The following is a 21,946-nucleotide window of genomic DNA, read 5'->3' as shown; positions in this document are numbered from 1 at the left end:
CGAAGCCGATCCGCTACGGAATCAGCACCGCACGGCCCTTGATCTTGCCGTGGTGCAAGTCTTTGAGCGCCTGGTTCGCGTCGCTCAAGCGGTATTCCCGGGTCGCCAGATGAACCAGTCCACGGTCGGCGAGCGCCATCAATTCGACCAGCTCGGGATAGGTGCCGACCAGATTGCCGACAATCGTTTTCTCGCTGGTGATCATGTCGATGGTCGGCAACTCGATCTTCCCGCCATAGCCGACGATGTAATAGAACCCGGCGTTGCGCGTCATGGCGAGTCCCTTGGCAATCGCATCGCCTTCGCCGACAAAATCGATGACTGCCTCCGCGCCGTTGCCGCCAGTCAACTCAAGCACGCTCTCGACTTCGTTTCCATCGCCCTTGACGGTATGGTGCGCGCCGCATTCCTTCGCAAGCTGCAGCGCGGTCTCGGACCGATCGACCACGATGATTTCCGCCGCGCATAGGGCGTTCAATACCTGAATGCCGATGTGACCCAGGCCGCCCGCGCCGATCACGACCGCAAACTGGCCGGGAAGCAGGTGGCGCGACGCCTTCTTTGCAGCGCGATACGCCGTGAGTCCGGCGTCGGTATAAGGTGCGACATCTTTGGGAGCGAGCGACTTCGGTAGCTGAATCAGCGAGCGTTCGCCGGTCAGCAGGTACTGGGCATAGCCGCCATTCGCGTTGATGCCGGGAAACCGGCTGTCGGTCGCGTGCATATCGTCGCCACGGCGGCATGCAAGACAATGGCCGCTTGTCACCAGCGGATGGCAGATCACAGGATCACCCACCTTCACGCTTTCGACGCCGCGTCCGACCGCTTCGACCCAGCCGGCATTCTCGTGGCCCATGATGTAGGGCAAAGCCACGTCGACCTTGCTGCGCCATATGCCTTCAACAACATGAAGATCGGTGCGGCAGACACCGGCGCCTCCGATACGGACGATCACGTCGGTGGGGCGTTCGATTTTCGGATCCGCGAATTCTTCGTAGCGCACGAATTCGTCGCGGGACAATGACTCGTCGTACTGATGCAGCACTGCGGCTTTCACGCTTCGCCTCCTCCAATCGTTGTGTTTCGAGTTCGAGCAGATGGCCGGCCACTGCAAGACTCGCCTCGGACGCTTGCGACTTTTTTGTAGCTTTCTGAGCAAGCCCTATGCCAATGATCCTGAATTCACCAGGCGTGGGCGCGGCCTACACGATGGACAAGGCGCGATTGATACGCACGGAACTCAACGCCAGTCGTGGCCGGCCCGTGCTGTCGCAAAATCGGACATATGGTTAGAGACAGACTGCCGGGTCTGTTTCAAAATGGGACATATCGCTTTTGCTGAAGTGTGCGATTTTTCGAGGCATAGCGCGGCGAGTATGTTCAGCCACCAGCCGCTCGTCATGAATTCGTCGAAATCCAACTCAGTGTCCGAACATCAGTGAGTAGCGGCGCTCGGTCTGCAGCGACTTGACGTCGGCGTTCGACTTTCGGAGTGCTGATGCTGTCCGGCAAAGGCAAAAAATCCTACCGCGCTTTGCCCGCACTACCCCAATTGAAACCAGAACCGAACTGCAGCGCCGGCGCCCACTTCACGCATGCCTGAAAACTCAACGCAGCGCCACCGACGGCAAACAGAACCGGAATCAGAAAGTCTTGGCTCACACGGGTAAATTCAAAAACGAGCACCACCGCCGTAATCGGCATCTGCATCGAAGCAGCCAGAAACGCCGTCGCGCCGACAACGGCAAACGCGCCAGAAGAAGCGCTCGGCCAGAACAGACTCCAGACACCACCGAGCACGATCGCCAGCAACGCGCCATTCGCAAGCCCGGGCGTCAACAAACCGCCTTCGGCACCCGCACGCAAACTACTCGCGGTGATCACCACCTTCAGCACCAGCAACATCGCCGCGAGCGCCATCGTCAGGTTGCCATCGAACGCCAGTCCCGCAGGCCCTTTGCCATTGCCGAGCAACTGCGGAAAGTGCATCGCCAGCACGCCGATGATGGCGAAGTTCAACAACGACAACACGGGCAAACGCCAATCCTTCGGCGCCTCTGCACGCGCGCGTTTCGTGAGCTCCGTAAAGCCCCACGCCGCAGCACCGAAAATCGGACCGCACACAACAGACCAGACGACGAGCGAGGTACTCACCGTCAACGACGGCACGAGATACTGATGCTCGTTGCCCAGACCGAATTGCGCGACCAGCGCCGCGACGGCCGATGTCACCGCAGCAGGCACCACAGCTTTCCAGCCAAACGTGCCCAACAGCACCTCGAGCACGAACACCGCGCCGCCGAGCGGCACGTTGTACACAGCGGCCAGACCCGCGCCCGCACCGCACGCAACCATGATCCGGCTCTGCTCGACCGATAAGCCCGCGCGGTGCGAAAGCCAGCCGGCCAGCGCCGAACCGATCTCGCGCGGCGCGACTTCGCGTCCGAGCGGCGAGCCGAGCGCCACCGTCACGATCTGCAGCAACGCATGCACGGTGGTGCTCAACACAGGCATACGTGGATCGTCGGATTTGACGGCCTGGCGAATGCTCACGAGCGGCCGCCCGAAGCGATACAGCAACCACCAGCCGAACCCGGCTACAAGTCCGCACATCATCAGGACGAGTACACGCCGCTCAGGCGATGCATCGGTGACACCTTCCAGGAAACTCTCGCTGCTGATTGCGTGCGTCACGCTGTAGCCGTATGCGAGGTGCTGAATACCGTGCAGCAGCAAGGCGAGCAACATGCCGCCGAAACCGGCCCCGATCCCCGTCAGCAACGTGACGACGGCCAGTGCAGCAAGTGGATTGCGCGCGCGGCGCCGTGACTCCGAAGTGATTGATTTGGCTGACATGATGCGTCGACAGAGGCGGAATTAATGGGATAGCGATCATCTTATTCCGCGTCGCAACATGAATCAAATTGCTTTTTCTACTCGACTGATGCGTCATGCGCATAGGTCGAACGCACCCACGTCCTCGTGTGCCCTCAGTTCATCGACGCGAAAAACATCGACAGCACGCAAGCGACGCCGACGAACCACACCAGCGAGCGAAGCGGCGCCAGATTCGCCACATACAAAACCCCGTGCAGCACGCGCGCGACGACAAACGTAATCGCCAGCCAGTTGATCCACGGGCTCGAACCCGACCCGCCTGCCTGCCCTGCGACGACGATCGCTGCGGTGAACATCGCCAATGCTTCCCACGCGTTCTGATGCGCAGCGTGAGCACGCGCGCGCCAGCCTTGGAGGCACGCGAGATAGGTGCGCGGCACGAATGCCGCGAGCCGCTGTTATACCCGCCAGAATCCACTGTCGCCAACCTGAATCCCGCGAGCGCCGCCTCTACAGACGCTCGAAACGAGGCAGTCAGATTGACCGGTTTACCCGGCTCGTAAACGCGAAGAAAAGCGCCAAAAATACATTACAAATAACAAACAATTCATCAAACGTGATTAATACAATAATTACATTAAGCCAACATTCGCCATGCGTTGAGATTCGCACCGGAATTCGCTCCAGGGATTAATACGGATAAACGCGGCATCTACCATGCAAGCGTTTAACGCTCGGCGTACACTCGCTCGAAGCCCGCGCTACGGGTCGCACGGGGCTGCAGAGCCGCCCGTCGTCAAACACGGGTTATTGGAGACTCAGGAGAACAATCAATGAGCTGGACACGGGAACAGAGAAACGTCACGATCGCCGCCTATCTGGGCTGGACTCTCGACGCATTCGATTTCTTTCTAATGGTGTTCGTATTGAAAGATATCGCGGCGGAATTCAATACAAAAATCCCGACGGTTGCCTTCGGCATTATGCTGACCCTGATAATGCGTCCAGTCGGCGCATTGATTTTCGGCTGGCTCGCTGACAAGTACGGTCGCCGTCCGACGCTGATGGTCAACATCGCGTGCTTCTCCCTGCTGGAATTGCTGTCCGGCTTCTCGCCTAACCTGACCACCCTGCTCGTGCTGCGCGCCTTGTTCGGTATCGCGATGGGCGGCGAATGGGGCGTGGGTGGCGCACTGACGATGGAAACCGTGCCGCCCAAGTCGCGCGGCATCGTCTCGGGTCTGCTGCAGGCCGGCTATCCGAGCGGCTACCTGCTCGCTTCCGTCGTGTTCGGCGTCTTCTATCAATACATCGGCTGGCGCGGCATGTTCTTCGTCGGCGTGCTGCCGGCGTTGCTCGTGCTGTACGTGCGAGCACACGTGCCGGAGTCGCCGGCCTTCAAGACGCTCGAGAAGAAAGTGCGCCCGGGTCTCGTCGCCACGTTGAAGCAGAACATCGGCCTGTCGCTCTACGCGATCGTGCTGATGACCGCGTTCAACTTCTTCTCGCACGGTTCACAGGATCTGTATCCGACCTTCCTGCGCGTGCAGCATGGATTCGACGCGCACACAGTGTCGTGGATCACGATCACGCTGAACATCGGCGCGATTTGCGGCGGCCTGTTCTTTGGCTGGTTCTCGGAGAAGATCGGCCGCAAGCGCGCAATCTTCATCGCCGCCCTGATCGCGTTGCCGGTGTTGCCGCTGTGGGCCTTCTCCACCACGCCTGTGCTGCTCGCAGCCGGCGCGTTCCTGATGCAGATCTCCGTACAAGGCGCATGGGGCGTGATTCCGGTGCACCTGAACGAAATCTCGCCCGATGAAATTCGCGCGACGTTCCCGGGTCTCGTGTACCAGCTCGGCAATCTGATCGCATCGGTGAACGGCCCGCTGCAGGCGAGCGCCGCCGAAGCGCACGGCAACAACTACGCGCTGATCATGGCCATTGTGATCGGTATCGTGGCGGTGGTGATCGCCGCGCTGATTCCGTTCAGCCGCGAACGCCGCGGCATCGACATGACACAATCGGCTAAAGAGGTCGCGGCGAGCACCTAGGGAAGCCGCCTCGCGGCACAGCTTTAAGCGTTCGAACTAAACAGCTATTTCGCCGGCGCGTTATCGGGCACAATAGCGACAAAGACGGCTCGAACCGTCATAAAGCAGCATAGGCAGCACTGCAGGCGCCGGGTAAACGCAAAGCAGGATCACGCGAACCCGGCGCCAGAAAACAAACGCAAGGCCAAACACAGGTAGCAAGCAATACGAGGCCGTTCCGATTTCGATCGGAACGGCCTTTTTTATTTCCGCGCGGTTTGACGGGCCCGCGCACATTGGAAAAACGGACCTTCGTCAGGTCTTCTAGAGGAGTTAGTCCACACCGAGCCCTTGATCGCAGTCCCGATCCTTCTTTATCCTGAAAAAAAACGGCTGTTTCAAATAGTCATTTGAATCGCTTGTTTGCGGGCCGGATGCCCGGCAACTGGGAGACGCAAAATGGCAGTTCGCACAACAGGCCGGCATGCCGGCGACACGAAGTCCCGCATCCTCGACGCCGCCGAAACACTTTTCATCGAATGCGGCTATGAGGCCATGTCCCTGCGCCAGATTACTTCGCGGGCCGAAGTGAATCTCGCGGCAGTCAACTACCACTTCGGCAGCAAGGAATCGCTGATTCACTCGATGCTGTCGCGCCGGCTCGACCGGCTCAACCAGGAGCGGCTCAAGCTGCTCGACCGCTTCGACCAGATGCTCGGCACGCGTCTGACCTGCGAGCACGTGCTTGGCGCCATGTTCATTCCGGCGCTGCGGCTGTCGCGCGATCCACGCGTCGGCGGCAAGGCGTTTCTGCGTTTGCTGGGGCGCGCCTACACGGATCCATCGTCGTTCATTCGCGACTTTCTGAATGCGCACTACGAATCCGTGGCGATACGCTTTTTCGATGCGTTCCAGCGTGCGCTGCCGCATCTGCCGCGTGAAGAACTCGGCTGGCGTCTGCACTTCGCAATCGGCGCGCTGTCCGGGGTGCTGGCCGGCACCGATACCGACAGCCTGATCTCGGAGTTCTCGCAGGGCAAGTCGATGAACGACCTGCAACTGATCGCACGTCTTGCTTCGCTCATGGTCGCTGCGTTGAAAGCGCCCTTGCCCGACGGCTCGCAACTGGCCACGTTCGCCGCCGTGCTGGGCGACGCCACAGAAGGCGGCGCCGAAGGTCTGACGGAAGGCGCAAATCCTGCTGCAGGTACGCAGCAGGCGTCGTGCGGGTTTGAATCGTCGGCACCAGCAGTCTCGGACGGTGAGCATCGCGGTGGCAGCGTGGAGGCGAGTTCGTTCCAGCCCGCGTTGCACGGCACGGCTTGAACCGAACGACGCGGGCGGCGCCGCGATGGGCCGTCCGCGTGCAAAAACATGAATGGATACCGCATATCCGAGCAGCACGTCTAAGTCCCGCACCTAAACAACGTCACGCTGTCGAATTGAAAAAACGACACGAAAAACGCAGCAGGGGCGCAACGCAAAAGCGTCCTGAGCACGCGACGTAGCAGCAACATCGCCAGTAGAAGATCAATAGAACGCGAGCCGTCCGCGACCCGTGGATGCGTCCGCACGCACCATCGAAACAGGAGGAAACGTCATGCCGTGGTTCATCCTAGTGTTAGTCATTGCCGCTCTCGCGCTCGTCTACGTTCAGGCGCGCGCCTCATGGTGGCTTGCCTTCATGATCGTCTGGGTGGCTGCCGCGCATGTCAGCGGAGCAGCGGGGCCGGTGGCGACAACCTTGCTCGCGATCGTTTTCGTCCTCCCCGCCCTCGTCCTTACGATCAAACCGCTGCGCCGTACGTGGCTCACGAAACCCGTGCTCGACATTTTCCGCAAGATCCTGCCGGAGATGTCGCCGACCGAGCGTGACGCCATCGAAGCCGGCACCGTCTGGTGGGACGCCCAACTCTTCTCCGGACGCCCGCATTGGGACACGCTGCTCGGCTACGGCCCGGCCACGCTCTCCGCCGAAGAACAAGCGTTTCTCGATGTCGAATGCGAGCAACTCTGCGATCTCGCGAACGACTGGGAAACCAGCATGGTGTGGCAGGACCTGTCGCCGGAAACCTGGCAGTACATCAAGGAGCGCGGCTTCCTGGGCATGATCATTCCGAAGCAGTACGGCGGCAAGCAGTTCTCCGCTTACGCGCATTCGCAGGTCATCATGAAGCTCTCCACGCGCTGCTCGGCCGCCGCCGTTTCGGTGATGGTGCCGAACTCGCTCGGCCCGGCCGAGTTGCTGATGCACTACGGCACCGAAGAGCAGAAGAACCACTATCTGCCCCGCCTCGCTCGTGGCGACGATATCCCGTGCTTCGCGTTGACGAGCCCTTACGCCGGTTCCGATGCCGCGGCAATTCCCGATGTCGGCATCGTCTGCAAGGGTACGTTTGAAGGTCGCGAAACGCTGGGCTTTCGCGTCACGTGGGACAAGCGCTACATCACGCTCGGACCGATCGCGACCGTGCTAGGCCTCGCGTTCCGCGCGCTCGATCCGGATCATCTGCTCGGCTCGGAAGAAGAGCCCGGCATTACCTGTGCGCTGATTCCGACCGACCATCCGGGCGTCAACATCGGCCGCCGTCACTGGCCGCTGAACGCGGTGTTCCAGAACGGTCCGAACTCGGGCAAAGACGTCTTCATTCCGCTCGACTGGGTGATCGGCGGCCGCGCGCAAGTCGGCAACGGCTGGCGCATGCTGATGGAGTGTCTCGCAGCAGGCCGTGCGATATCGCTGCCGTCGTCGAATGTGGGCATGGCGAAGATCGCCGTGCGCGGCACCGGCGCCTATGCCGCGATTCGCCGCCAGTTCCGCACGCCCGTCGGCAAGTTCGAGGGCGTGCAGGAAGCGCTCGGCCGCATGGGCGGCAATCTCTACGTGATGGACGCCGCGCGCCGCCTGTCGGCGCATGCGGTGGACCTCGGCGAAAAACCCTCAGTGATTTCGGCGATCGCGAAGTATCACATCACCGAACGCGCCCGCATGGTCATCAACGACGGCATGGACGTCGCCGCCGGCAAGGGCATCTGCATGGGACCGTCGAACTTCCTCGCGCGCGCGTATCAGCAGGTGCCGATTGCGATCACCGTAGAAGGCGCGAACATTCTCACCCGTTGCCTGATCATCTTCGGCCAGGGAGCGATTCGCTGTCATCCGTATGTGCTGAAGGAAATGGAAGCCACGCGTGAAACGGATCGCAGCAAGGCGCTGCGCGATTTCGATGCGGCCTTCTTCGGCCACGTGAGTTTCACGCTCTCTAATGTGGTGCGCAGTTTCGTTTATGGCGTCACGGGCGGCGCCTTCATCACCAAACCGCGCACGGCGTACGCCCCGCTGCTGTCGTACTACCGCGCGGCCACTCGCATCTCCACCGCGTTCGCGTTGCTCGCCGACGTCTCCATGTTCGTGCTCGGCGGCGACCTGAAACGGCGCGAACGCATCTCTGGGCGCCTTGGCGATGTGCTTTCGCAGCTCTACCTGATCTCCGCAACGCTCAAGCGTTTCGAAGACGAAGGCCGTCAGGAAGAAGACCTGCCGCTGGTGCGCTGGGGCGTCGAAGATTCGCTGTACAAGGCACAGCATGCGCTCGACGGCGTACTCGCGAACTACCCGAACCGCCTCGCCGCGGGTCTCGTGCGCGTGCTGGCATTTCCGTTCGGACTGCCGCATCGCGAGCCGTCCGATCGCCTCGGCACCGAGATCGCGGAACTGATGCAAACGCCGGGCGCGGCACGCGACCGCCTCGTGTCCGACTCGTACGTGCCGCATCCGGATGTCGACGCGCTCGGCTACGGCGAGCTCGTATTCGAGCTGAACCCGCGCTTCACGGAGATCGACCAGAAACTGCGCGACGCGGTCAAACAAGGCCTCCTCGAACCGATGCCGCAGAGCCTGCCGCAACTGGCCGCGTGGACCGAGACGGCGCAACAGAAAGGCCTGATCGACGCCGACGATCGCCGCGTGCTCGAGGACTATGCACGGTATGGCGCACAAGTCGTGAAGGTCGACGACTTCCCGGCCGACTTCGACATGCTCGCCAATTTGCAAAAGCGCAAGGACGCGCTCGAAAAAGCGCTGGAGCTCGCGGCCTGAGCACCTTGAAAAAAACATCCAGGCGGGGCACCCCCAGATGCCCCAAACTGGGTGCACACTGACACACGTTTGAAGTCCGCGATGGGACTTCCTTCGGAGCGTGGCCAGCGGAGCAACCAATAATATGAACGACTCTTACCTGAACTTCGTCAATTCGCCATTCGGCGCGCGCCTCGCGCGCTCCTTAGGTTTACCGAAGCCCGAGGTGCTGCGCCGCTATCGTGCCGACCGTCCCGAGTTCGACGGACTGATCGCGATCGGCGCGGGCCGCGAACCGCATCTGCTCGACGCACTCGCGAATCTCGTGGCGAGCGTCGGCATGACCAGCGTGGCGCATGAGAGCGCGGGGCTATGGGTGCCGCTCGCGAATCGCCATGGTCTGATGACGGGCCGTTTCGAGGCGGCGGAGTCCGGTTCGCACGGCAAGCTCACCGCCCTGCTGTTCGATGCGAGCGGCATCGAAGACAGCAGCCAGCTCGAACCGCTGCACGGATTTTTCCACGACACGTTGCGCTCGCTTGGCAAGTGCGGCCGCATCATCGTGCTGGGACGGCCGCCGGAAACCTGCGCGAGCCCACGCCAATGGACCGCGCAACGCGCGCTCGAAGGCCTCACGCGTTCGCTAGGTAAGGAGGCGCGGCGCGGCATTACCGCAAATCTGGTCTACGTGGAGCAAGGCGCCGAGAACGGTATCGAAGCGACGTTGCGATTCTTTCTATCACCGCGTTCCGCGTATGTGTCGGGCCAGGTGGTGCGCATCGGCGTTCGCGCCGGCGCCGATGCCTTGCCGGCATTCGACTGGAATCAGCCGCTCGCGGGCCGGCGTGCTGTCGTGACCGGTGCGGCGCGCGGCATCGGTGCATCGATTGCGAGCGTGCTCGCCGCGGAAGGCGCGCATGTGATCGGCATCGACATTCCGTCGGCACGCGAGGCACTCGACTCGACCATGCGCCAGTTGAACGGCACCGCCCTCGCCTTCGACATCGCCGCGCCCGAAGCGCCCGCGCAGATAGCGGCGGCGCTCGACGAACAGGGGGTGGATATCGTCGTGCACAACGCGGGCATCACGAAAGACAAAACCATCGCGAAGATGACCGACGCCGCCTGGCAAAGCGTAATCGACATCAACCTGTCCGCGCAGGAGCGAATCGATGACGCCCTGCTCGCGGCAGGCATTCTGCGCGACGGTGGCCGCATCATCGGCGTGTCGTCAATTAGCGGCATTGCCGGCAATCTCGGCCAGACCAATTACGCCGCGTCGAAAGCCGGCGTGATCGGCCGCGTGCAAAGCATGGCGCCGCATCTGCGCGCACGCGGCATCACGATCAACGCGGTGGCGCCCGGCTTTATCGAAACGCAGATGACCGCGAAGATTCCGTTGACCATCCGCGAAGCCGGCCGCCGGATGAACTCGATGAGCCAGGGCGGCCAGCCGGTGGATGTCGCGCAGACCATCGCCTGGCTCGCGCATCCGGGATCGGCGGGCGTAAGCGGCCAGATCGTGCGCGTGTGCGGACAAAGCCTGATTGGAGCATGAGCATGGGTGAGCCGGGTGATCCGTTCCGGGGTGGTCACGCAGCGGGCGCGGCCCGTCCGAAGACCATCGTCATCGAGCAATTGCCCGCGCCGGCGAAGCTGTATGGCCGTGCGTTGTCCGGCATCGTCAAACGCGGCCGCGACACGCAACTGCCAGCGTTGCGCCTCGTACGTCCCGCGGTCGCCCTCGACCCCGGACCGATCTGGCGTTATTCGCGGGTCTGCGGCTTCATCCCCGAGCACGGTGTGCCGCTCACGTATCCGCATCTGCTGGCCTTCCCGCTGCATCTGCTGATGCTGACCGACCCGGCGTTTCCCTGGCCGGCGCTCGGCCTCGTGCATCTGGCAAACCATGTGCGGCTGCGCCGTCCGCTCACTTATAAGGACATGTTGCGCGTCGAGGTGGAATTCGGCGCGCTGCTGCGTCATGACAAGGGTCAGGCGTTCGTGCTGCATACCCGCATGTACCGCCGCGGCGAAGCGGTATGGGACGGCGACAGCGTCTATCTGAAACGCGGCGTGCCCGCGAGCGGCAGTCCGCTCGATCCGCTGGAGCTCGGACCCGATGCGTTGGAACGCATCTCGCGCTGGCAACTGCCGCCGCAACTGGGCCGCGACTATGCACGTGTGTCCGGCGATTACAACCCGATTCACCTCAGCGCGCTATCCGCGAAGGCATTCGGCTTCCCGCGTGCAATTGCACACGGCATGTGGACGTTGGCGCGCGCCGCCGCCGCGCTGCAACCGCCGAAACCGCTCGCCGAGGCTACGTTGAGTGCCGAATTCAAATTGCCGATGCTGCTGCCGGGCGAGGCGTCGTTGTGGAGCGCATCGCCCTCGCTGATCGAGCGCGACATCGAAGTACGCGACATTGCCGGAGAAAAACCGCATTTGCGCGGCCGCATGCAGTGGAAGTTGCTATGACGCACGCACAGGTACACGCAGGTTTTCGTCACAGTACGGGACTCGCCATTCGTCTCATTCGCACCGTTCAATAACCAGGGAACGACCCAAAGGAGCCAAGCATGTCAAACCCGCTGCCCGCCGTGCGCCGCGTCGCCATTATCGGCGGCAACCGGATTCCGTTTGCCCGCTCGAACACCGCTTACGCGACCGCGTCGAACCAGGACATGCTGACCTTCACGCTGCAAGGCCTGATCGACCGCTACAACCTGCACGGCGAACGTCTTGGCGAAGTGGCGGCAGGCGCCGTCATCAAGCATTCGCGCGACTTCAACCTGACGCGTGAATCCGTGCTGTCCACCACGCTCGCCAAGGAAACGCCCGCCTACGACGTGCAGCAAGCCTGCGGCACCGGGCTGGAAGCGGCGATTCTCGTCGCTAACAAGATCGCGCTCGGGCAGATCGAAGTGGGCATCGCGGGTGGCGTCGATACGACCTCCGATGCGCCGATCGGCGTCAACGAGCGCATGCGCAAGATCCTGCTCGAAGCGAATCGCGGCAAGAGCACCGGCCAGCGTGTCGGTGCGCTCGCCAAACTGCGGCCGGGCATGTTCTTCAAACCGCTTTTGCCGCGCAACGGCGAGCCGCGCACAGGGCTTTCGATGGGCGAGCATTGCGAGCTGATGGCCAAGCGCTGGAACATCTCGCGCGAAGCGCAGGACGTGCTCGCTTACGAGAGTCATCGCAAGCTCACCGATGCGTACGCGCGCGGCTTCGTCAACGATCTGATGACACCGTATCGCGGCCTTGCGCGCGACAACAATCTGCGTTCCGACCTGACGCTCGAGAAACTCTCCGGTCTGAAGCCGGTATTCGATCGCGACGCGGGCACGCTGACCGCCGGCAATTCGACACCGCTAACAGACGGCGCTTCCGCCGTGCTGCTCGCAAGCGAAGACTGGGCAGCCAAACATGGCCTGCCGGTGATGGCGTATTTGAGCTGGTCCGAAACCGCCGCCGTCGACTTTTTCGACAAGAAGGAAGGCCTGCTGATGGCGCCCGCCTACGCCGTGCCGCGCATGCTGGCGCGCGCCAGGCTCACCTTGCAGGACTTCGATCTATACGAAATTCACGAAGCCTTCGCGGCGCAAGTGTTGTGCACGCTCGCGGCGTGGCAGGATGACGAGTATTGCCGCACGCAACTCGGTCTGCCCGGGCCGCTCGGCGCGATCGATCGGACAAAATTGAATGTGAATGGCAGCTCGCTCGCCACCGGCCATCCGTTTGCCGCCACGGGCGGCCGCATCGTCGCCGGACTCGCAAAGATGCTCGCGCAACTCGACAAGCCGGCCGGCACCGCGCGCGGACTGATTTCGATCTGCGCGGCGGGCGGCCAGGGCGTGGTGGCGATTCTGGAACGCTGAGCGTCGCGCGTGTTTCAACGAATACCTTATTTCGAAGGCTGCAGCAATGACCGCTTTGATTGCCGCCTTGATGACTTCAATGACTGGCTGCAAGACCAGCATACAAACCGATGAAGCGATTGCTTCAGGAGACGACCGATGACCCAGCCCACGCAAGTCCCGCTCTCGCCCGCCGCCGGATCCACACCGCTCGCGAATGCAGCGGACCCGGCGCCCAGTCAGGCAGCGAATCGCGCGCCCAACACCGACGGCATCTGGTACGCGTCCTATCCTGCAGACGTCCCGCATGAGATCGACGTCAACCAGTACGAATCGGTCGTGCAGTTCTTCGACGAATGCATCGCGAAGTTTCGCGAGCGCGTTGCGTATGTGAGCGTCGGCGCGAACATGACGTATGGCGAACTTGGCCGCAAGGCGGCCGCATTTGCAGCGTACCTGCAAAGCATCGGCGTGAAACCCGGCGAGCGCGTTGCGATCATGCTGCCGAATACGTTCCAGTATCCGGTCTCGCTGTTCGGCGTGCTCAAGGCGGGCGGCGTGGTGGTCAACGTAAATCCGCTCTACACGGTGCGTGAACTCGCGCATCAGTTGAAGGACAGCGGCGCGCAAACCATCATCGTGTTCGAGAACTTCGCGAAGACCGTCGAAGACGCGCTGCCCGGCACCAAAATACAGAACGTTATCGTGACGGGTCTCGGCGATCTGCTCGCCGACGGCCTGAATCTGAAGGGACGTCTGCTCAATTTCATGCTGCGCCATGTGAAGAAGATGGTGCCGGAATACAAGCTGCCGAAAGCGGTGCCGCTGCTCGACGCGCTCTCGATCGGTTACACGCGGCCGCTGACGCCCGTGCGTCCCACGCACAACGACATCGCCTTCCTGCAATACACCGGCGGCACCACGGGTGTGGCCAAAGGCGCGATGCTCACGCACAGGAACATCATCGCCAACCTGCTGCAGGCGAAGGTCTGGTCCGAGGGGCAGTTGAGCGGCGACATCGAAACGGTGCTCACGCCACTGCCTCTCTATCACATCTATTCGCTGACGGTGAACGCGCTGATCTTCATGGGCCTCGGCGGACGCAACATCCTGATCGCCAATCCGCGCGACATGAAGCGCGTGATGATGATCATCCGTCACGAGAAATTTACCGGCATCACCGCGGTGAACACGCTCTACAACGCGTTCCTCGACAACGAAGAATTCTGCAAGCGCGACTTCTCGAACCTGAAACTCGCGATGGCCGGCGGCATGGCCACGCAGAAGTCGGTCGCCGATCGCTTCAAGGCAGTCACCGGCAAACCGATCATCGAAGGCTATGGGCTGACCGAGTGCTCGCCGATCGTGTCGATGAATCCGGTAGACCTGACCAATCTTCGCGACTTCGAAGGCTCGATCGGTTTGCCCGCGCCGTCCACGCAAGTACGTTTCAGGAAAGACGACGGGTCGTGGGCAAACATCGGTGAAGCCGGCGAACTGTGCGTGAAGGGTCCGCAGGTAATGAAAGGCTACTGGAACCGTCCGGAAGAAACCGCCAAGGCGATCGACGATGACGGCTGGCTCGCTACCGGCGACATCGGCGTGATGGATTCGCGCGGCTTCATCCGCCTGATCGACCGGAAGAAAGACATGATCCTGGTGTCGGGCTTCAACGTCTATCCGAACGAAATCGAAGACGTGATCGCGATGCTTCCGGACGTGCGAGAAGTCGCCGCAATCGGCGTGCCCGATGAGGCGCAAGGCGAGCGCGTGAAGGTATTCATCGTCAAGCGCAATCCGTCGCTGACCGCGGACCAGGTGATCGCCCACTGCCGCAAGAACCTGACAGGGTATAAGGTGCCGAAGCTCGTCGAATTCCGGGACGAGCTGCCGCAAACCAATGTCGGCAAGATTCTGCGCCGCGCGCTGCGCGACGAGGAACTCGCGAAGCAAAAACCTGCCTGACAGGCAAGGCGCCTGGCACCATGCCTTGCGCCATCCTTTCGGAGAGATTCATGAAGCACAGCATGTCCGCACGCTCACGCCGCGCGAGTCGCTTGAACCGCTCGCCGGCCTTCATGCGCCTCGCCCGTTTTTCGTCGGAGACCGCCATGTTGGGCGCGTCTCTCGCCGCTTCATGGCGTGCGGGTTCGTCACGCGGACTTCTGATCGGCGCGCTGGTGGCCAGCGTCGCCGCTCTGGCAACGCCAGCGGCGTTCGCGCAGAACGACGACACGCCGCCCGCTCTCGACACCGCTAACGCCGTCAAGGCGCCCACCACGCCGTCCTCGCAGGTCGGCAAGCTCACGCTCGATCAGCAAGTCAAGTGGCTGCGCGCTGCGCAACAGAGCGGCGCCATGGAAAAACTCGACGACGCGCAACTGGTCGCCCTGTTCCAGTCGCTCGATCCGCTTGCGTTACCGCGCTACATCAAGGAAGGGCCAAACGGTTTTCCGTCATATGAGTTCACCATGTCGCGCTCGGAACGCATTCACGGCCAGTGGCCCGACAAGCCCGATCACATGCTGGTGCGTATCGCCCACGATCCGCTGCGAATCTACGCAAAGTGGCTGCCCGACGGCGCGCACGCCGGCCAGGAAATCATCTACGACGAGTCCAAACGCACCGACGAAATGTATGGTCACCTCGGCGGCATCATGAACGTGATGCCGCTGTGGACCTCGCTGACCGGTGCGCTCGCCCGTGCGCAATCGAACCACCAGGTGCGCGATCTCGGCACCGAGTACATTGCTGGCCAGTATCTCTCCGAAGGCAAGAAATACGTCGAGGCCGGCTTGCCGCGCTCGACTCAGGTGGAAGTGAAAATGATCGACGGCGTGCGCGTGGTCGCCTTCACCTTCGAAACGCCGAACGGCCAGCCGCAGTTCTATGCGAAGAAAGAAACGCTCGGGCTGGATCTGCGGCATCCGTATTTCCGCACCGTCGAGTCTTATGACAACGACGGCAAGATCTTCGAGAAGATCGTCTTCGAAAGCATCACGCCGAAAACGTTCGACGACTCCACCTTCGATCCGAAGAACAAGGCTTATAAGTTCTAGGGTTCTAGCGGCTAAGGCGTGGCGTCAGCGCAAAAGCGACATGTGCGACGGGCCCCGCGCCCTGCTCGTGGCTGTGCTCGACCAGTTGGCCTACGCGGGTGGCAAGCTCCCTGAGCACGAAGTAATCGGATACGCGTGTGAGGCCGATCAGCGACGCTGGCGATTGCCCGGACGTCTGCCCGAATCGCAGTGCAAGTGTCGTGTACCAGAGCGCGCCGATGTCGTCACCGGCTTCGAAGACGGGCAGCTTCATGTGTGCCACGTAGGCGGCGAATGCGGGGCCGCCGGCGAGCGTGGAATCGATCACGGCAAACGTATCGTGGCGAGCGGCTGCGTCAGCGAGCCACGGCCACACGCCCCCTGCCGCGGTCGAGAGCCATGCACCGGTCATCATGAAAGCGCGTCGGTCCATTTCCTGTTCACCTCACTCACTGACTCACTCGCCTCAGGTATAACCCCGCCGGTCGCGCCATGCCGCCGGCCAGATCCCCTGCTTGCCCGGCGCGAGAATGCCGTTCGGGTCGAGTGCGTCCTTGATCGTTTCCGAGAGCCGCAGCAACGCGCCGTCGTTGAAACTGTACTGCGCCGCCGCGAAATCCATATACGCGAGATGCGCGCGATATTCGCCGTAACCCGCCGCGCGTGCATCGCTCATCAGCGATCGCAATAAAGCACCCGCCTGCTCGACCTGATTCGCGTCGTCGCGGTCGAAGATCGCCGCGAAGATGTGATGCAGATGACGCACGCCCGCCGTAAAACCGCCGTAGTAATCGAAGCCATATTCCGCCGCGCGCGTCTTGACCATCGTATATTGACGCAGCGCGTCGCGGCCGGTCGCTGGGCACACCGGCGCGAAGTCCACATGCGCGCCCGCGCCGCCGCGCCAGTCGAGCATGCGAAACGCGCTCATCGCGGGGATACCAGCCAGGTTGCGATCGCCGCCCGCGGTGGGTTGCGCATCGCCCTTATAACGGACCGCTGACAGTTTCGCCTGTGGCACGCGAGCGAACGCGCGCTGCACGATCGCATAACGCGCGTCGATCACTTCAGGCGTGCCGTATAGCGCGAAATGAAGATTCCAGCGGCCCACGTTCAGCTTGTCGAGCATGGCGGCCACTGCGCTTTCGGGCATCGCGCCTTTGCCTTCGTACCACTGCTGACGGGCCGACAGTCCCGCGGCCCTGCGCAAACCGCCTTCGATCACCGCGTTGTTGCGGATCGTTTCATCGAGCCGCAATGGCCGCAGAATATCGACGATCGTTTCGAGATCCTCTTCATGCCGGAACTGGATTTCGCCGAGCAGATACGCGGGCGGCGCGGGCATTAGCCAGACACCGAGCTTGGTGACGATGCCGTAGTTCGATTGCATGAACATCGCATCGAAGGAAGGCCCAAAGCCCGGTTGATACAGTTGCCAAGCGGTGCCGATTTCGATTCCGCCCATCCCGGTTCGCAACACGTCGCCGTTGGCGAGCACCACTTCCATGCCGCACTGCGTCGCCGCGTGATCGCCGTACGCGGTATAGCCGAAGCCGCGCTCGAGCGTATTGCCGACCACGCTGCCCCAACCCGCAGCGGGCGGATCGACCCAGAGCTTGTAGCCCTTTTCGCGCAGATGCGCATAGAGATCGAAGTAGCTGACGCCCGGTTCGACCAACGCGTAGGCGAGCGTCTCGTTCACTTCGATGATGCGATTCATCCGCTGCAGATCGAGCACGACTGAACCCGCCAGTCGCGGTGCGGCGCCACCGTATGCGAAGTTGCGTCCGGTCGAGACTGTCCACAACGGAATGCGAAATTGATTGGCAATCCGCAACACTGCGCGAATCTCGTCGACCGATGCGGGCAACAGCGCGGCCGACGCGGAAAACGCTTCGCGCTCGCCGGGCGCGAACGGATCGAGGTAGGAGGAGAGCCCGGCGGCCGAGGTCACCACGTACGACTCGCCGACGATCGCGCGCCAGCCGGCGAGCGCGCGATCGAACCCGGCGGCGGAAACTTTCGGCGGCAAGCTACGCGTCAAGGCATCTCCTTTGCGGCGATACGTGTGTGCGGCGGCAAGCTAGCGGTGCATCCCGCCACCGCCGTGCGACATGCCATGCGACATGCCGCCCCACATGTGTGCCGACCCGCCGCCGTGCCAGCCACGCCCACCCATTCCGTACGATCCGTGCACATAATGCACGTGATCCATGTGATGAAAATGATGAAAACGGTCGACGAAAATGACCGACACGCCGCCAAACAACACCGGCGGCCCCCAGTACCACGGATCGTTGTAATACACCGGCGCCGGCGCCATAGCCTGTGCGGCGGCATCGTCTTCGACGATCTGCCAGCTGCCGTCAGGCTGCTGGCACGCGCGGCCGCTGACCTGCTGCATGACGCCGTCGATTTCCGCCTGGCCCACCACAAAACGGCAGGTCGACGTGTCAGTCGACGGCGCATTCGCATTCGCATCCGATTGCGCTTCGACCGGCGCCGCGTAAACGGCGCACAGGCACAGACACGCTACGCCGAAACGCAGCCGCGTGCCGAACTGATGAGAAGTAAGCATGATTTCGCTGCCTCGACGCGCCGGCGTTGCGACTCGCAAAAAGCGTGTCGACACCGTAAAGACCCCGTCGGTTTGCCTCGCACGAGACCCTGCCGTACCAGCGTGCTTGCAAGGAGGAACAGCATGATCCTGCATCGAGTAAACGTTGCGCCGCGCGACGCTATTCCGGCGGCGCGCGCGAACGCACGGCGTTTCTGTTACCGCGTGTTGCAGGGGAATCCAATGGGGGTGCTCGCCGTGCGCTCAGTGCTACTGCCAGGCCTCCGGCTTGCCGCCTAGCGCGCTGCATACTTCGATGGCAATCGAGCGCAACTTGTCTTCCGAAATCGGCCCGGATAACGCGTAGCCCATGCGGTCGCTGACCCAGTAGAAGGTCCGGCGGTTACCGTCGCGGAACAGGCGGAACGCGGTTTCGTCGCGAGCAATTCCGGTGATGTACAACGTGAGGCGCGCGCCGCTGGTATTTTCGTACATGAACTGCGCGGCCGGTCCTGCTTCGCCGGGCAACAGACGCCCACCCACCAGCGAATAACCGTACTCCTGCAACGACGGCACCGAGAGCGGCCGGTTCAGGCGTTTGGACAGCCAGTTGATCAGATGCTCTTCCTCGTTCGCGGCGACTTCTACGGGATGACGCCGCTCGGGCGTGTACACCGCGTAGGCGATATCGGCGCGTTCGGCAAAGCTCGGCGGCTGGCCGCCCAGACCGTTCCACGCGCCGCCCGTCAGACGCGGGGCGAGCGGCCCCAAGGCGAGCGCAATTCCCGCGCCGGCTGCGAGCCAGCACGCCGCGAGACCGACGCGCTGCCACCACGGCGTCGGCCGCCGCACCACGATGAAGGCCGGCTCGTCGTCCGCGTCGCTCTGTCCGACGCTTGGTCCGACGCTCTCGCTGCGTTCGCTGCGCTGCGGCGCACCACACAGCGCCTGCAGCGCCGCTTTTTGCGCGCGCCACGCCGCGACTCTGGCGGCAGCCTGCGGCTGCTGCGCCAGTTGCGCCTCGATCGCGGCGCGCTCCCCGGCCGGCAATTCTCCGTCGACAAACGCCGACAGCGCCCGCAGATCGGGCTCCTCAGGCAAGCTGGAATCGTGGTCGTTATTCATCACGGATTTCTCACTACTTTCAGCGGCGGGACTTTTCGCGCCAACCCCACAGCGCCCCCTTCAAGCGGCCCCTCCGTCATCAGCACGCGCATGTGTTCCCGCGCGCGCGACAGCCGCGACATCACCGTGCCGATCGGCACGCCGAGCGCTTTCGACGTTTCCTGATAAGACAGTTCCTCCACGCAAACGAGCAGCAGCACTTCTCGCTGCTCGACCGGCAGGCAATACAGCGCCCGCTGCAGATCACGCAACACCAGACCGTCGACCTCGCCATGCGGCGCTTCGAGATTGCGCCACGGCGCGCTTTCGTCGTCAACGGCAATTTCGCGGCGGCCGCGCAACTGATCGATGTAAAGATGCCGCAGAATCGTCAGGAGCCACGCACGCAGGTTGCTGTTCGGACGGAACGCCGACCAGCGCGCGAGCGCGCGCTCCGCCGTATCCTGCACGAGGTCGTCGGCCCAGGCGCGGTCTCCCGTCAGTGCGCGCGCGTAGCGGCGCAACTGCGGGAGCCACGAAATCACTTCCGCTTCGAAACTCACCCGGCGTGGCAATGCTCAGTAGCCACCGCCACTACTACTGTTACCGCTGGCGCCCGAAGCGCTGCCGTCAGTGGTGCAGCCGCTCGTTGCGAGCGAGCCGAGCGCGAGCGCCAGCAGCACGAAGGTGGCGGAAAGAATGCGGGATACTTTCATGGTCAGTCTCCTGATGAGCGCCCGGCCGGCGCCTGCGAACCGGGGATCCGATCGGCCACGTGCGAAATGCAACGCTGCCATGTCTGACATAACGTGGGCAGGCTGTGTTTTATTCCATGTGTGGCACCGGCACGAGCCATCTTTTTCCGCCGCCCCGTTCGGGCGCGCCGAACGGGGCCGATGAAGGCGCTATTCGTCGGCAGATTCGTAACTCAACGTTACAGCTAATAGTTATCAGATGCTTATGTCCGCGCAAGCCGTTATAGTGGACGCAGTTCGCCCGCCGACGCGTTCTGCCCCCACACAGGGTAGAATCGCGGCGAACAACCGTCTTTCTAACCTGAATTGTCCATGGCTTCCGCAGAATCGCATCCGCAAAACGACTTCATGAACGCTGCGCGCAAAGAACGAAAGCGCGTCGAGATCTATCTTGTCAACGGCATTCGCCTGACGGGGTGCATCGAGTCGTTCGATCAGTATCTGGTGATGCTGCGCACGCCTGTCGGCCTGCAAGGCATCTACAAGCGCGCGATCTCGACGATCCAGCTCGACACCGGCACACGTCCGGCGCCGCGCGCCGGTGGGCGGCCTTCGCACGGCGAGCACACCACGCGTGGCCCGCACGGTTCGCGTGAACCGCGCGATCACCGTGAGCCGCGGGAACCGCGCGAATCATATGGCGCGCCGTCTTCGGATCGCCCTGCGTCCGACCGTAGCAGCAGCACGTCCGACGGTCCGGTGGTCGTAACACGCCGCCGGCGTCTGTTCGGCACGGGCGGCGGCGACGGTGGCAACCATGGTGGCGGCAATCATGGTGGTAATGGTGGCACCGGCGGTGGCACCAGCGGCGGCAACGAATAAAGCGCCGTTTTGGCGGCCGGCTACTCCGACGGATAGCCGAGCCGCTGCAAGATTTTCTCTAGCCGCATCACCTGCAATTCCGTCAGCTCGAATCCGCATTTGACCGCCAGCACGCGGCGGCGCCAGTACACGGCGTCCAGCATGCGTAGCGCCGGTTGCCGTGTTGCCCAATCCAGATGTTCCAGTTCGGCTTCCACCACGTGTGACGCGTTGAAGCGCTGCGCGCGCGCCGGTTTTTTTCGGTCCATGTCGTTCGCTGCCTAGTTGTTCGCTGCTTCTGTTTGCTCCCCTCCCGAGCTTGAACGTTGCCCGTTCACGGTATGCCGTGGTTTTTTTGCCGGGCTGTTTGGCCGGCGGGTGCTTTTGTTGTCAGGCGACATTCGGAGAACGACTTGATGCGGGTTGGTTTTAAGTTTTGTTTTTTGCCTGGTGGTTTCTGGTTTCTGTTTTTTTTTGGGGTTTGAAGGAAATGCTTACGGTGAGAGGTTGTTCGGCTGATGCTCGGCCGGGGTTGCTTTGCGCTATGCTGGGTTGTTGAGTCTCTTCTCGTGGAGTACGTCATGACCAAGTCGAAGCAGCATGCAACTCATCCGAAGGAAGCGGTGCGGCCGCCCGCTGAGTCCGCCGATAGTCGGCTCGATGAGGCTCTCGAAGAAAGCTTTCCTGCTAGTGATCCGATTGCAGTTGATATGAGTGAGCCGCGGCACCCGGCTGTGGATGAAGTGCCTTCGGCGGGGAAGAAACGGCATTAGGTTTTGGGTTTTTCCTTCGCGGGGCGCGTGTTTTGGTGGGGCGCCTGGGGTTTTGGCCTTTCCTTGTTTTGTTAGTGGTCTATTAGCGTTGCCCCTGTGCGGGGCG

At 62.4% G+C, this 21,946-nt stretch carries 19 protein-coding genes and 1 pseudogene; 10 read left to right on the top strand and 10 right to left on the bottom strand.

The annotated features are described in order from the left end of the window. Positions 1-13: 13 nt before the first annotated feature. The 3 genes and pseudogenes from M0D68_RS28155 to M0D68_RS28145 form a co-directional block, all read right to left on the bottom strand. Positions 14-1,057: an NAD(P)-dependent alcohol dehydrogenase gene (locus M0D68_RS28155; protein ID WP_093632502.1), complete on the bottom strand. Its 1,044-nt coding sequence runs from the start codon at positions 1,055-1,057 to the stop codon at positions 14-16. Between the two features lie 467 nt (positions 1,058-1,524). Further along, positions 1,525-2,856: a chloride channel protein gene (locus tag M0D68_RS28150; RefSeq protein WP_200652853.1), complete on the bottom strand. Its 1,332-nt coding sequence runs from the start codon at positions 2,854-2,856 to the stop codon at positions 1,525-1,527. Positions 2,857-2,990: 134 nt separating this feature from the next. Further along, positions 2,991-3,275 (bottom strand): annotated as a pseudogene (locus M0D68_RS28145) (MAPEG family protein); the annotation flags it as partial. Positions 3,276-3,671: 396 nt separating this feature from the next. On the opposite strand from M0D68_RS28145, the gene M0D68_RS28140 reads away from it, so the two are divergent. The 8 genes from M0D68_RS28140 to M0D68_RS28105 all read left to right on the top strand — a co-directional run bounded on the left by M0D68_RS28140 (position 3,672) and on the right by M0D68_RS28105 (position 15,871). Next, complete coding sequence (locus M0D68_RS28140; RefSeq protein ID WP_093632500.1) at positions 3,672-4,892, top strand: MFS transporter; 1,221 nt, start codon at positions 3,672-3,674, stop codon at positions 4,890-4,892. Positions 4,893-5,330: 438 nt separating this feature from the next. Then, positions 5,331-6,197 carry a TetR/AcrR family transcriptional regulator gene (locus M0D68_RS28135; protein ID WP_266225999.1) on the top strand — a complete coding sequence of 289 codons (867 nt, stop codon included), beginning with the start codon at positions 5,331-5,333 and terminating at the stop codon, positions 6,195-6,197. Positions 6,198-6,471: 274 nt separating this feature from the next. Further along, positions 6,472-8,970: an acyl-CoA dehydrogenase gene (locus M0D68_RS28130; protein ID WP_266225997.1), complete on the top strand. Its 2,499-nt coding sequence runs from the start codon at positions 6,472-6,474 to the stop codon at positions 8,968-8,970. Positions 8,971-9,094: 124 nt separating this feature from the next. Then, a complete protein-coding gene (locus tag M0D68_RS28125) occupies positions 9,095-10,507 on the top strand; it encodes a 3-oxoacyl-ACP reductase (RefSeq protein WP_266225994.1) in 1,413 nt (470 codons plus the stop codon). A 2-nt stretch (positions 10,508-10,509) separates the two neighbouring features. After that, entirely contained in the window at positions 10,510-11,430 is a 921-nt protein-coding gene (locus M0D68_RS28120; RefSeq protein WP_266225992.1) for a MaoC/PaaZ C-terminal domain-containing protein, read from the top strand. A 101-nt stretch (positions 11,431-11,531) separates the two neighbouring features. Then, entirely contained in the window at positions 11,532-12,833 is a 1,302-nt protein-coding gene (locus M0D68_RS28115) for an acetyl-CoA C-acetyltransferase (RefSeq protein WP_266225990.1), read from the top strand. A gap of 138 nt (positions 12,834-12,971) precedes the next feature. Continuing rightward, on the top strand, positions 12,972-14,777 hold the full coding sequence (locus M0D68_RS28110; RefSeq protein ID WP_093632494.1) for an AMP-binding protein: 1,806 nt from the start codon (positions 12,972-12,974) through the stop codon (positions 14,775-14,777). Positions 14,778-14,923: 146 nt separating this feature from the next. Next, on the top strand, positions 14,924-15,871 hold the full coding sequence (locus tag M0D68_RS28105) for a DUF1571 domain-containing protein (protein WP_234486992.1): 948 nt from the start codon (positions 14,924-14,926) through the stop codon (positions 15,869-15,871). 4 nt (positions 15,872-15,875) lie between these two features. On the opposite strand, the gene M0D68_RS28100 is transcribed toward M0D68_RS28105, so the two are convergent. The 6 genes from M0D68_RS28100 to M0D68_RS28075 all read right to left on the bottom strand — a co-directional run bounded on the left by M0D68_RS28100 (position 15,876) and on the right by M0D68_RS28075 (position 20,227). Then, positions 15,876-16,283 carry a hypothetical protein gene (locus tag M0D68_RS28100; RefSeq protein ID WP_266225988.1) on the bottom strand — a complete coding sequence of 136 codons (408 nt, stop codon included), beginning with the start codon at positions 16,281-16,283 and terminating at the stop codon, positions 15,876-15,878. A 33-nt stretch (positions 16,284-16,316) separates the two neighbouring features. Beyond that, complete coding sequence (locus M0D68_RS28095; RefSeq protein ID WP_200621311.1) at positions 16,317-17,894, bottom strand: FAD-binding oxidoreductase; 1,578 nt, start codon at positions 17,892-17,894, stop codon at positions 16,317-16,319. A gap of 39 nt (positions 17,895-17,933) precedes the next feature. Further along, the gene (locus M0D68_RS28090; RefSeq protein WP_093632491.1) at positions 17,934-18,428 is read right to left on the bottom strand and encodes a hypothetical protein; all 495 of its coding nucleotides are present in this window, start codon (positions 18,426-18,428) and stop codon (positions 17,934-17,936) included. Between the two features lie 249 nt (positions 18,429-18,677). Then, positions 18,678-19,532, bottom strand: coding sequence for an anti-sigma factor (locus M0D68_RS28085; protein ID WP_093632490.1), 855 nt, complete (start codon positions 19,530-19,532; stop codon positions 18,678-18,680). Further along, on the bottom strand, positions 19,532-20,074 hold the full coding sequence (locus tag M0D68_RS28080; RefSeq protein WP_054034633.1) for an RNA polymerase sigma factor: 543 nt from the start codon (positions 20,072-20,074) through the stop codon (positions 19,532-19,534). Before M0D68_RS28080 ends, M0D68_RS28085 begins: the two co-directional genes overlap by 1 nt. Before the next feature lie 15 nt (positions 20,075-20,089). Then, positions 20,090-20,227: a hypothetical protein gene (locus tag M0D68_RS28075; protein ID WP_200621312.1), complete on the bottom strand. Its 138-nt coding sequence runs from the start codon at positions 20,225-20,227 to the stop codon at positions 20,090-20,092. Positions 20,228-20,578: 351 nt separating this feature from the next. Here M0D68_RS28075 and hfq point away from each other — a divergent pair, with 351 nt between their 5' ends. After that, a complete protein-coding gene (gene hfq, locus M0D68_RS28070) occupies positions 20,579-21,088 on the top strand; it encodes an RNA chaperone Hfq (protein ID WP_093632488.1) in 510 nt (169 codons plus the stop codon). A 20-nt stretch (positions 21,089-21,108) separates the two neighbouring features. Here the strand turns inward: hfq and M0D68_RS28065 are convergent, their stop codons facing one another. Continuing rightward, on the bottom strand, positions 21,109-21,336 hold the full coding sequence (locus M0D68_RS28065; RefSeq protein WP_093632487.1) for a hypothetical protein: 228 nt from the start codon (positions 21,334-21,336) through the stop codon (positions 21,109-21,111). A 312-nt stretch (positions 21,337-21,648) separates the two neighbouring features. Between M0D68_RS28065 and M0D68_RS28060 the strand changes: the two genes are divergently transcribed. Further along, positions 21,649-21,840 carry a hypothetical protein gene (locus M0D68_RS28060; RefSeq protein WP_211701708.1) on the top strand — a complete coding sequence of 64 codons (192 nt, stop codon included), beginning with the start codon at positions 21,649-21,651 and terminating at the stop codon, positions 21,838-21,840. Positions 21,841-21,946 lie beyond the last annotated feature (106 nt).

Origin of the sequence: Paraburkholderia sp. SEWSISQ10-3 4 (assembly GCF_030464785.1) — a bacterium.
GTDB lineage: Bacteria > Pseudomonadota > Gammaproteobacteria > Burkholderiales > Burkholderiaceae > Paraburkholderia > Paraburkholderia aspalathi.
Note: the sequence above shows the minus strand (reverse complement) of the source record. Positions and strands in the feature narration are given on the sequence as shown.

Bases quoted from the DNA above. Each gene is read 5' to 3' on its own strand.
- M0D68_RS28115 (WP_266225990.1), top strand. From the start codon at position 11,532: ATGTCAAACCCGCTGCCCGCCGTGCGCCGCGTCGCCATTATCGGCGGC.
- M0D68_RS28105 (WP_234486992.1), top strand. From the start codon at position 14,924: ATGTTGGGCGCGTCTCTCGCCGCTTCATGGCGTGCGGGTTCGTCACGC.
- M0D68_RS28120 (WP_266225992.1), top strand. From the start codon at position 10,510: ATGGGTGAGCCGGGTGATCCGTTCCGGGGTGGTCACGCAGCGGGCGCG.
- M0D68_RS28140 (WP_093632500.1), top strand. From the start codon at position 3,672: ATGAGCTGGACACGGGAACAGAGAAACGTCACGATCGCCGCCTATCTG.
- M0D68_RS28135 (WP_266225999.1), top strand. From the start codon at position 5,331: ATGGCAGTTCGCACAACAGGCCGGCATGCCGGCGACACGAAGTCCCGC.
- M0D68_RS28125 (WP_266225994.1), top strand. From the start codon at position 9,095: ATGAACGACTCTTACCTGAACTTCGTCAATTCGCCATTCGGCGCGCGC.
- M0D68_RS28065 (WP_093632487.1), bottom strand. From the start codon at position 21,336: ATGGACCGAAAAAAACCGGCGCGCGCGCAGCGCTTCAACGCGTCACAC.
- M0D68_RS28060 (WP_211701708.1), top strand. From the start codon at position 21,649: ATGACCAAGTCGAAGCAGCATGCAACTCATCCGAAGGAAGCGGTGCGG.
- M0D68_RS28100 (WP_266225988.1), bottom strand. From the start codon at position 16,283: ATGGACCGACGCGCTTTCATGATGACCGGTGCATGGCTCTCGACCGCG.
- hfq (WP_093632488.1), top strand. From the start codon at position 20,579: ATGGCTTCCGCAGAATCGCATCCGCAAAACGACTTCATGAACGCTGCG.
- M0D68_RS28085 (WP_093632490.1), bottom strand. From the start codon at position 19,532: ATGAATAACGACCACGATTCCAGCTTGCCTGAGGAGCCCGATCTGCGG.
- M0D68_RS28150 (WP_200652853.1), bottom strand. From the start codon at position 2,856: ATGTCAGCCAAATCAATCACTTCGGAGTCACGGCGCCGCGCGCGCAAT.
- M0D68_RS28110 (WP_093632494.1), top strand. From the start codon at position 12,972: ATGACCCAGCCCACGCAAGTCCCGCTCTCGCCCGCCGCCGGATCCACA.
- M0D68_RS28130 (WP_266225997.1), top strand. From the start codon at position 6,472: ATGCCGTGGTTCATCCTAGTGTTAGTCATTGCCGCTCTCGCGCTCGTC.
- M0D68_RS28090 (WP_093632491.1), bottom strand. From the start codon at position 18,428: ATGCTTACTTCTCATCAGTTCGGCACGCGGCTGCGTTTCGGCGTAGCG.
- M0D68_RS28075 (WP_200621312.1), bottom strand. From the start codon at position 20,227: ATGAAAGTATCCCGCATTCTTTCCGCCACCTTCGTGCTGCTGGCGCTC.